The following is a 9630-nucleotide window of genomic DNA, read 5'->3' on the forward strand; positions in this document are numbered from 1 at the left end:
TCTTTCCCCAGTAAAATAGACACATAGTTAAGCTTGTTTTCTCTTAAATTCTCACTATAGCTCCAAAATACAGTAAAATAAGTCATATTTATTCCACGATCCTATTGACAATGAGCCTCTGCATGGCATGTTGTCCGACATCAGCAGCCATCAACCTTGCTGAACAAGAAGAAGGGCTCTGTAAGAAGTTTGATGTCCGGCTGATAAGCCTAACATGCCATGTCTCATTATCAATAGGCTTTCGCGGCATAAAGCTTAGGCTGTGTCACCAACATTTTTAAGATATTCATTTTCATACTCATTTGGCGATTTATACCCCAATGATGAATGGAGACGATAGCTATTGTAGAAGATTTCAATATATTCAATAATAGCCTTTTTAGCTTCTTCTCTGGTTCTAAACTTTTTTCCGTGGATTAAGTCCTTCTTTAAAGTTGAAAAAAATGATTCTGCACAGACGTTATCATAGCAATTTCCTTTACGGCTCATGCTTTGCACTATCTTGTTTTCTCTCATATACTGCTGATATTCATAGGATGCATACTGAACCCCTCGATCTGAATGGAATATCAGACCTTCAGAAGGTCTTCGTCTTCCAATAGCTTGCTTTAGGGCAGCTTTAGTCAGCTGAGTTGTCATGGTTTTGCCTATTGACCAACCAACTATCTTACGACTAAAAAGATCTAAAACACCAGCCAGGTACAACCAGCCCTCCTCAGTAGGAATGTAGGTTATATCGCCTATCCATACTTTGTTAGGGGTATCCGCGGAAAAGTCTTGATTTAAGAGGTTTAGAGCAACAGAATAATTATGCTTGGAATTTGTTGTTGCCTTATATTTGCGGCGTGATATGGCATATATATTGTTTTCTCTCATAACCTTGGCTACACGGTTTTTACCACATGGAATATTTTCTTTGTGTAACTGCGCGGTAATGCGAAATATCCCATAAGTCTCGCCGGACTTTTTATGGATTCTCTTTATATGTTCCAATAATACCTTATTGTTTTTTAAACGCTGGCTTTATGGCTTATTAAGCCATGCGTAGTAACCGCTGTGGGTAACACCCAAGACAATGCACATCTTCTCCACACGAAATTCTAAGCGGTGATCATAGATAAACTGATACTTTATTTCGTAGGTCTTGTGAAGATGGCTACAGCTTTTTTTAATATGGCATTCTCCTCTTCGAGATCATAAATCTTCTTCTTTAAATCTCGGAGTTCTTTGTCTTCTGGTTTTAGATTACCTTTACCAGAAAAGGCATTTTGGTTGTCAGCTTTATACTCCTTCACCAAGCGGCTAATAACACCTTCGTGTACATCAATTGATCGAGCTACTTCTGTTACAGTTTTTCCTTGTTCGGTTATTAGCTTTATTATTTCCTGCTTGAATTCTGCAGTATATTTTTTCCTCGGTTTAGTCATTATAGACACCCCTTTTCTTAGTTTTTATTATACCAACTTAATTGTGTGTCTATCAAATTGGGTATAGGTCAGAGATATTACTTATCGTAAGAAAGTTTAAATGCAACAATAACACTTAAAAACAAAAGATATTTACTGAGAGATTAGATTTTGCATCATCATATGTAGGACATAAACAACAGTAGTAAAGTCTTTTAAATCTTCAATTTCTTTGATAGAATAGTTCCTATCAGACTCCAGCATATATGTGACCCCCTATCATTTTTGTTGCTATTAATGATAGATTACATATCTAAGTTCTGTACAAACAAGCTACGACTTAATGGTTAATTAAGGAAGCTCAATTGGACATTATTTGGCTCTGGTAGTGCTTCAAGCAGCAATTTTGCTAACTTTGATAGTGGCTCTATAATAACACTAATGCCATCATGCCATCTGATGTCCTTTTTACGAACCCTTTAATTTTAGAGCATTTTTCCACCAAGGTTTTTATACCTACATTATATAGCTCAGAATTTTTAAGCTTATTAACCTTGAACCAGGATGTTAGATTATAAGCCATAAATACTAAGCATATAAAGCTATATATTCCATAGTAGCTTCTAGTTCTAAGATTCTTGATTCCATAGGTGTTCTTGGCAGTCTTAAAAAAGGCTTCTATAGTTTGACGGCCGTTGTAGAAATGAAAAGCTTCTACTGCAGATAGTTCAGATTCCTTGATGTTTGTATGAAGTAATGCATATGAAAGCTCACCTTTAGTGCCCAGTATCTGTACAAGAATAGTTCTGAGTTCACTATCGGGCTTTGGTAATTCATATATCCATACACCATCGCCAGCTTGCTCATATAAATCAAAGGATACACCTTTAGCAATGTTTGCAGCTTTCTTTGAAAAATAGCCTTTAATAATGAACTTTAGGCCTTCTATAGACATAAGCTTTTCAATGTTTTCCATGGAACCGTAGCCACTATCGCCATGAACTATTACCTTTTTAGTTTTTATTTGTTCTTTGAACTTTATAGCTATAGAGGATATCAAATCGTCCATACGGTCTTGAAAATGTACATTGCCAGGATCAAAGTAGAAATCTACTACTTCAGAATGTTTCCCGACAAAAGCTGCAGATACCTGATAGCCAACTTTTCCTCGTTTGTCAGAGAAGTATTATTTTTGATCAAACTCGTAAGACTTTGCATTAGCAACTAACCCTGATTGGTCAATATCAATAACAATATTATCTGTCGAATAGACAGAACTGCTGTAATTCATAAATAATTCATGATGGATATTTTGCAGTTGTTCTACGCTTTCTTTATCCATACGCTTTAACATAATATTTATCTGTGACTGACCAGGAAAATGTTCCATACCGAGCATATTAGCCGCTAATATTTCATACCTTAATACTTCATTTATATCCTTGGTAGATTCACAACCCCATAATGATTGAAGAAAGTATAGTCGTTAATTTCTGGTAAACAGAATAATGAACTTCCTTCGTCTTTAGCTTAAAGCCTTGAAATGGCTTGAAAAAATCAATATCAAAAGCAAATTGTAATATTGAAGTCAGCCAAGTGGAAGCACTCTCCTGCTTGAAATCACTTTTAGTAAAAGTTACTCTATCCATAGGGTAATACTACCTTTCATTAGTTTTGTTTTGGTTGATTTACTAATTTGACAGGTAACAGTTATTACCCTCTTTGTATTTATTGGATGATTTACCAAGGTAATTTAATCCAAATTGTTTCATTTTGTTTGTACAAAATCTAGATAATTAGTAAATAACTTTTACAAACTGGAATTTAACTTTTTAATTGACCAATATTTTAAATATAATGTATAATCACTGTTCCCGGACCACAATATACTCCTGTAACACATCCTATCTCAAACTCTTCCTTCTCTACTTTTCCATAAACTTCTTCAATGACTGTTTCAAACTCTTTCAGGTGTTCAATATTGTCCGCATAGCCTACTTTTATAATCTGATCCATTAAGTCAACTCCTTGCTCCTGCATTAATTCTACAATTCTTCTCAATGCTTTCTTCATTCCCCTAGCTTTATCTATAGCAACTATCTTTCCATTTTCTAAAGTAAGAATTGGTTTTAAATTTAACAAAGTCCCTATGGTAACCTTGGTAGATGATAATCTGCCGCCTTTCTTCAAGTACTCTAAGGAATCCACTACAAAAAGTGTCTTAACATTGCTTATCATATAGTTTATTCTATCTACAATTTCAACTACCGTCTTGCCTTCCTGAGCCATTTTTGCTGCTTCTACAACCATCTGACCAAAACCATAAGTAAAGTTTCTTGTATCTATTACAGTTATCCTGCCCTTATCTACCATATCCCTAGCAATGACAGCTGAACTATATGTACCGCTGGCATCCGATGATAAATGCAGGGATATTATGTGATCATGGCTTTGCAAGAATTTCTCATACTTTTCTTTGAAGCTATTAGGGTTTACCTGAGAAGTTGTAGGCAGCTTTTCTGATTTTTTCATTCTCTCATAAAAAGCTTTCGGAGCGATATCTATCCAATCCCTTAACTCATCTTTATCAAAAAATATGGTAAGAGGCAAAACTTCTATATCATATTTCTCAGCAATACCCTTTGGTATATCTGATGTACTATCGGTAATTATTTTTATATTTTTCATAGCATTTTCTCTCCTTACTATTCAAAATGTAGCGCCACACAATCTGGTTCTGCGTGAGTTCCAAATAGAGAACCTACTCCTCCTTATTATTTTTTAGGCTTATACTTAGCATTTAATGCCCAGCCTTTTTCCTCTATCATATCCATAATTGCTGATATGGCTTTCTTCACTTCACAGGTTTTCTCCAGCATTTCCAGCTTGCCGTCTACAGTTGTTACAATAGACTTTATGTTTAAAATGGAGCCTATGACTGATGCAGAAAGAGACATTTGACCGCCTTAATAAAGATATTTTAAATTTCCTATTATAAAAACTGCGTTCTTAACTATCATTTAACATACTCCTGAGGCACATAGCACATAGCACATAGTATCTGTCAAAATATATATAACGTGATAAAGTAATTACATTAACAAGCATTACCAGAGCATTTATCATATCATGAATGGTATTATGTTAACTATAAACATATATAGAATGGTGGTATCCTCATGAATGAAGTAAATTATAACTTCCCTCAAATCCAAAAAGTCAAAGAACTAATAAAGAACACTAAAAACAAGAGAATGTACCAACGTTATCATGTTGTGTTTTTACATCTTCTTGGGCATACGAATAAAGATATAGCTAATATTGTTGATCTCTGCCAGCATACCGTTGGTGCCTATGTTAATACATATAAGGCAAAGGGCATAGAAGGATTGGTAATGGGTAAAAGCACTGGAGCACCTAGATTTCTTATCGCCGAGCAGGAGAAGAAGCTAATTGAAGTTATTACTACCAAAACTCCTGATGAAGTAGTTATTCCGAACAGAAAGAATTGGGATTCTGTTATTGCATGTCAGTGGATAAAGAGTAATTTCGGTGTTGAATACTCAGCTCGTGGCATGCTTGATGTTCTACGCAGACTTAATCTTAGTTACACCAGGCCAACTTATACCCTAGCAAAGCTGACCCCCAAAAACAAGAGGAGTTAAAGCAACAATTTGAGCTTTTAAAAAAAACTTGTTAACGGAAAAATTGACCACATTTTGTTTGAGGACGAATCGATGATACGTGATTATCAAGCAATAACCAAAACATGGTTTGAGAAAGGTAAACAACGTATCATCCCTACATATGGCAAACACAAAGGTGTCAAGCTATTAGGGGTATTAAACTATGAAACGGGACACGTTTACTGCGCAGAAGAAAAAACATATGATACAGAGGTATTTATGAGGTTTCTTCAAAAGGTGCTTAATCTCTATCCTACAGGTGAAATTGTAATGATTCTTGATAATGCCCGAATTCATCATACTAAACTGCTTGAGCCATTTTTAAAGGAAAATAGCCGTTTACAGTTAGTGTTACTGCCACCTTACAGTCCTAAGTTAAATCTTATAGAGGGTCTATGGGAATGGCTTAAGGAAGAAGTAATTTGTAACGTATTCTTTCCTGTTGTAGAGGCAATCCGTGACGCTGTACAAGGTTTTATATCTTCAATTAACAGGGTGCCGGAAATTATTATTGATAGATTATGCGTAAGAATGTAAAATCATTTTCACGTTATATATAGTTATGGTCATTTAATAATTTCTCCCATAGAAAAAATTGTTTATATATAATTCAATAAATAAGCTACAGTCCAAGTATTACCACTAAAAAATGAGCGTATTATATAGTATTATGTTAACTATAAAACTCATAATAGGTGGTATGCACAATGAATAGGTGAAAACAGTTTTTAAATATAGATAACAACGATGTCAGGATACAGGAATAAAAGTAGCAATAAAAGAAAATAGGAATAAACGTATGCATATAAGATACCTTGTTATCCTAAACCACTTACACGGACTTCAGAATGTAGAGATAGCTAAAATTTTCGGGCTATGTACTCATACAGTAGGTGTTTACATCCGCAAGTATAAAGAAGGCGGTCTTCAAGGTTTAGTCCCAGATCCCAAACCAAGTGCTCCTCGTATGCTTACCAAAGAACAGGAGCAGCAGCTTGTTAAGATTATTACTACAAAAACACCTGATGCAGTCGGTTTTCCATCAAGGAAGAACTGGGATGCTATACTCATAAAAGAATAGGTTAAAAACAACTTCGGAATCAAATACAGCCATAGCGGTATGGTATATGTTTTACACAGGCTTAATTTGAATTTTACGCGTCCAACATATACTTTAGACAAAGCTGACCCTCAGAAACAAGAAATGTTTAAACAAGGGTTTGAGCTTTTAAAAAACCTTCTTGACGGAAAAATTGGCCATATTCTCTTTAAAGATGAATCCATGATTAAAGATTATAAAGCCATTGAAAAAACATGGTTCCTTAAAAGTCAACAGAAGATTATCCCTACATATGGTCAATATAAAGGGGTTAAACTTGTTGGGATTCTTAATTATGAAACAGGCAAAGTTTACTGTATAGAAGAAGAAAAGTACGATGTTAAAGTGTTCTTAAAGTTTCTCCAAAATGTACTTACTCTTTATCCTACTGGTAAAATTGTGGTAGTGCTTGATAATGCTCGAATTCATCATGCAAAGTTGCTCGAATCATTCCTTCTGGAAAATAAAGATAGACTTCAGTTGAAACTTCTGCTGCCATATAGTCCTGAGCTAAATTTCATTGAAGGACTCTGGAAATGGCTGAAAGGGGAAGTTATAAATAATGTGTTTTTTCCAAGTGTAGATGAAATAAGGATCGCTGTTTGTGGATTCATTGGTTTAATTAACAAGAATCAGGACATTACCATAAATAGGCTATGCGTTCGACTGTAAAATATTTATTAGATTTTTATTGGATTATATATAGTAACTTTTTTTAATACTAAGGCTGTTTCTCTTTGACAGATGCCTTGGAACAGCAAGCAAAGTTTCTCCTTGCATACATCATTATAGAGGAAAGCTCTCCAATATAAAAATTTGGTTTTTAGTTTTTTATCAAAGAGCTATATACTTCTTTTACATTCTGCACAATTAAAACTATCGTAAATTTGGACAACCTATCTGCCTCAATGCTTTGTAAACTACTATGTCAACAAAATTTGCCAGATTCAATGACCTAACCTCATCAATCATAGATATTCTTGTACACCTATCAGGATTGGCTGCCAGCAAACTTCTAGGTAGTCCGGCTGTTCCTTGCTAAAGAGTATATAGCAATTATCCTCATACTTCATATCAGAATGTCTATGTTTTCCTTTAGTTGTTGAACAGAATAATCTTCCATATTTGTGAATTTAAAAAATTCATATAAATTGTCATAGTAGGTTATTCCAACCAGGTTCCAGTAATCCAAACCTGCTCGTTTAAGATATTTGTCTTCTACGGAGAAGCCTAGGGGTTTTACCAAGTGGAGCTTGCAACCCGTTGCAGCGCAAGTTCTTGCTATGTTACCTGTATTTTGCGGTATTTCTGGTTCCACAAGCACAACATTTATTGACAATTTCAAAATCTCCTCTTTAAGCATATATTATAATACAAAATCATTTGGATTTACACAATAAGAAAGGCTTCAATTGGAAAAATTTAATAATCAAGTAGGAGGTAGGTGATTATTTCACCTACCGACCTCTCAGTCGAGTAGCCAAGAGGAATTCCACCCCAAAGCTCTCACAGAACCGTCCGAAACCACTGAAAAACATTAAATAAAAAATGTAAAAATTACAAAATATTCTACAATAAATAACATAAAACCCCCATTTATGATATAATGAATTTGAGCAAAAACCATTATCACAAGGGGGTTTTATGATGCTTAAGAACGAGCCTAAGCAATTAAGTTTGTACTCAATATTATACAACAGAATTCCAGAAAATCATATACTAAAAATGATAAATAATGTTGTTGATTTCAGTTTTATCAATAAACTGTTAGAGAAATCTTACTGCAAATACTATGGAAGGCCCGCTAAAGAACCTGAACTTATGATTAGGCTTTTAGTACTTCAGTACCTGTATAATCTATCAGATGTACAAGTAATTGAAGAAGCTTCTTTAAATCTTGCATATATGTGGTTTCTTGGGATTAATCCTGAAGATGAGCTGCCTCATCCAAGCCTTTTAGCTAAGTTTAGGGTTCTAAGGCTAAAGGAAACTACCATAGATGATATAATTAAAGAAGTAGTACGCCAATGTATAGATAAAGGAATCATAAAAGGAACGGGTATAAGCATAGATGCAACACATACAGAAGCCAATACTGTAAAAAAGGTACCTGAGAGAATCATGAAGCACCTGGCAAAAAAGATATTTAAAAATCTCGAAGATGAAAATGGTATGATACCAGAACAAATAGATAAAGACATACCTAATTACAAAGAAATAGAAGATCATAATGAAGCAAAGAAAACCATGAAGAAATATCTAGAGAAAACCATTGAAGAAATAGAAGAAAATATCGATTTATCTACTGCTCCGAAAACAGCAAAAATAATTGATGAGGCAAAGCAAATAACAAACTCTCCAAATTTTATAGAGCAAAAGGGTATCAGGTCATTAGTTGATAAAGATGCCAGGGTAGGATACAAATCTAAAACAGATAGTTTCTTCGGGTATAAAGTTGAATTTGCCATGATACACGAAGAAAGAATAATAACTGCGGTAAATGTACAAAACGGAGCCTATGTAGATGGAACAAACTTCAAAGAATTATATGAGAGAACAAAAGACTGTGGGGTTGAAATAAAGGAAGCATACGGAGACAAGGCATACTTTAGAAAACCGATATTAGACTTTTTAAAAGAAGAAAAAGTAGAAGCATATATACCGGTAAGCGAATCAGTATATAGACTAGATGACAGCAGATTCAGTTACAACAAAGATTCAGACCAATGGATTTGCGAAATGGGTTGTTATACATATAAAAAGAAGAAGAGTAAGAAAAAGGATAGAGAAAGCAATTATTATTACTTTAAGAAAGAAGACTGCAGTAATTGTCCCAAAAAGGAAGAATGCTTAAACAAAGGAAGAGTAAGAAAGATACTTGAGATTACAGTAAATACTGAGGCATTTTATGAATACAGCAAATTCACTAAAACAGAAGAATTTCTAGAAAAATATAAAACTCGAGCAAGTCACGAGTGGAAAAATGGAGAAATGAAAAGGTTTCATGGAATGGGCCGTGCCAGAGGGTATGGTCTAAAAAGCATGGAAATCCAAGCAAAACTCACTGCATTGGCAGTAAATTTAAAGAGGATAGCGAAAATATTACTATCCTCCACTACTGGTAATTTTAGAATTTCCATTAATAAATTGAGTTTATGTTTAAAAAATACACAAATAGTCATTGGGGACCTATTTAGAAACACTACTTTATGTTGATTTACAATAAAAATTGGTTCTCTCTCACTTTTGGTGATTCACACTAGATTTGACTATGTAAAATATCTGGACATATCTTCCAGCTTATTTATGCATAAAGTATCTGACCTATACCCAATTTGATAGACACACAATTAAGTTGGTATAATAAAAACTAAGAAAAGGGGTGTCTATCATGACTAAACCGAGGAAAAAATATACTGCAGAATTCAAGCAGGAAATA

Annotated in this window: 4 protein-coding genes and 5 pseudogenes; 3 read left to right on the top strand and 6 right to left on the bottom strand. The window is 34.2% G+C overall.

Annotation, left to right across the window (positions count from 1 at the left end; genetic code table 11):
• Window positions 1–255: 255 nt before the first annotated feature.
• From BUB48_RS16865 to BUB48_RS16895, 5 genes and pseudogenes are all read right to left on the bottom strand, one after another.
• Window positions 256–1427, bottom strand: a pseudogene (locus BUB48_RS16865) (IS3 family transposase).
• A 406-nt stretch (window positions 1428–1833) separates the two neighbouring features.
• Window positions 1834–2520, bottom strand: a pseudogene (locus BUB48_RS18720) (transposase); the annotation flags it as partial.
• Between the two features lie 72 nt (window positions 2521–2592).
• On the bottom strand, window positions 2593–2805 hold the full coding sequence (locus BUB48_RS18725) for a hypothetical protein (RefSeq protein ID WP_073028013.1): 213 nt from the start codon (window positions 2803–2805) through the stop codon (window positions 2593–2595).
• Between the two features lie 449 nt (window positions 2806–3254).
• Window positions 3255–4094 carry a DegV family protein gene (locus BUB48_RS16890; RefSeq protein WP_073028019.1) on the bottom strand — a complete coding sequence of 280 codons (840 nt, stop codon included), beginning with the start codon at window positions 4092–4094 and terminating at the stop codon, window positions 3255–3257.
• A gap of 86 nt (window positions 4095–4180) precedes the next feature.
• Window positions 4181–4363 carry a DegV family protein gene (locus BUB48_RS16895; RefSeq protein WP_073028022.1) on the bottom strand — a complete coding sequence of 61 codons (183 nt, stop codon included), beginning with the start codon at window positions 4361–4363 and terminating at the stop codon, window positions 4181–4183.
• A gap of 222 nt (window positions 4364–4585) precedes the next feature.
• Here BUB48_RS16895 and BUB48_RS17665 point away from each other — a divergent pair.
• Both BUB48_RS17665 and BUB48_RS17670 read left to right on the top strand, forming a co-directional pair.
• Window positions 4586–5629: pseudogene (locus BUB48_RS17665) on the top strand (IS630 family transposase).
• 226 nt (window positions 5630–5855) lie between these two features.
• Window positions 5856–6863, top strand: a pseudogene (locus BUB48_RS17670) (IS630 family transposase).
• A gap of 204 nt (window positions 6864–7067) precedes the next feature.
• On the opposite strand, the pseudogene BUB48_RS19270 reads toward BUB48_RS17670, so the two are convergent.
• A pseudogene (locus BUB48_RS19270) lies at window positions 7068–7554 on the bottom strand (tRNA (cytidine(34)-2'-O)-methyltransferase).
• A 284-nt stretch (window positions 7555–7838) separates the two neighbouring features.
• On the opposite strand from BUB48_RS19270, the gene BUB48_RS16930 reads away from it, so the two are divergent.
• On the top strand, window positions 7839–9407 hold the full coding sequence (locus BUB48_RS16930) for an IS1182 family transposase (protein ID WP_073028029.1): 1569 nt from the start codon (window positions 7839–7841) through the stop codon (window positions 9405–9407).
• Window positions 9408–9630 lie beyond the last annotated feature (223 nt).

Source organism: Lutispora thermophila DSM 19022, from assembly GCF_900142105.1.
GTDB classification, from domain to species: Bacteria; Bacillota; Clostridia; order Lutisporales; family Lutisporaceae; genus Lutispora; species Lutispora thermophila.